This is a genomic window from Thermococcus celericrescens, assembly GCF_001484195.1.
Classification (GTDB): Archaea; Methanobacteriota_B; Thermococci; order Thermococcales; family Thermococcaceae; genus Thermococcus; species Thermococcus celericrescens.
This window is the reverse complement of sequence record NZ_LLYW01000072.1, coordinates 1-978: the sequence shown is the minus strand read 5'-3', so window position 1 is coordinate 978 and position 978 is coordinate 1. Positions and strand designations below refer to the sequence as shown.

At 46.6% G+C, this 978-nt stretch carries 1 pseudogene; it reads left to right on the top strand.

Going from position 1 to position 978, the window contains the following annotated elements:
• A pseudogene (locus APY94_RS12800) lies at nt 1-978 on the top strand (RNA-guided endonuclease InsQ/TnpB family protein); the annotation flags it as partial.

The following is a 978-nucleotide window of genomic DNA, read 5'->3' as shown; positions in this document are numbered from 1 at the left end:
AGAAACATTCAAATCCGAAATAGGCTCGGCAACGGTTCAACAAATCTGCAGGAAGAACGCCGAAAGCTGGAGAAGCTTCTTCTCACTCTTAAGGAACACGCGGAACGGAGAACCCCCCCAACTGGCTCAAACCCAAACCACCAAACTACATCAAGGGAGAAGGCTTAATAGTCCTCAGAAACGACCAATACAAAATTGAAGGAAACAAACTAATCCTCAAAGGCCTCGAAAAGTTCAAACGCCTCGAAATTCAATTCAAGGGGAGAATACACTTAAAGGGCAAGCAAGGGCGATTAGAAATAACTTACGATCCAATAAGACGAAAATGGTATGCTCACGTGAGCTACACGGTGGAGGGAAGGCTTTATGGTCAAGAGTGGGTTGAACTCCCAAGACAGCCATTGGGGAACCTTCCAGCCGGAATAGACTTGGGAGTGAACAACCTGATGGCCGTTTACGTTGAGAACGGGGAAAGCTTCTTAGTGAACGGGAGACCGCTTAAGAGCATTGATTTTTACTGGCAAAAACGGATAGCAGAGTATCAGTCCAAAATCAATAAATCGGGAGCTAAAAAGAGTAAGAAACTCTCAGGAATGCACTTGAAGGCTAAACTCCAGGCGAGGCACTACATTAACACGAGGGTGAGACAAACAGTTGAAAAGCTCTATCGTCTCGGTGTTTCAAGGATTGTTGTTGGCTATCCGAAGGGCATCAGTGGGAACTCCAACAAGGGTAAAAAGCAGAATTATCTCCTCTCCCACGTCTGGCGGTTTAATTACGTTATCAAACGCTTGAAGGAAGTTGCTGGGGAGTATGATATTCGGGTTTTGGTTGTGGACGAGGTTTTCACGTCTAAGCGTTGTCCCGTCTGCGGGAGGCCTCACGAGGGGGCTCGCTTCCTTCGTGGTTTGTTTAAGTGTCCCGAGACGGGGCTTGTCTTCAATTCAGACTTGGTTGGGGCGTTTAATATTTTGAAGA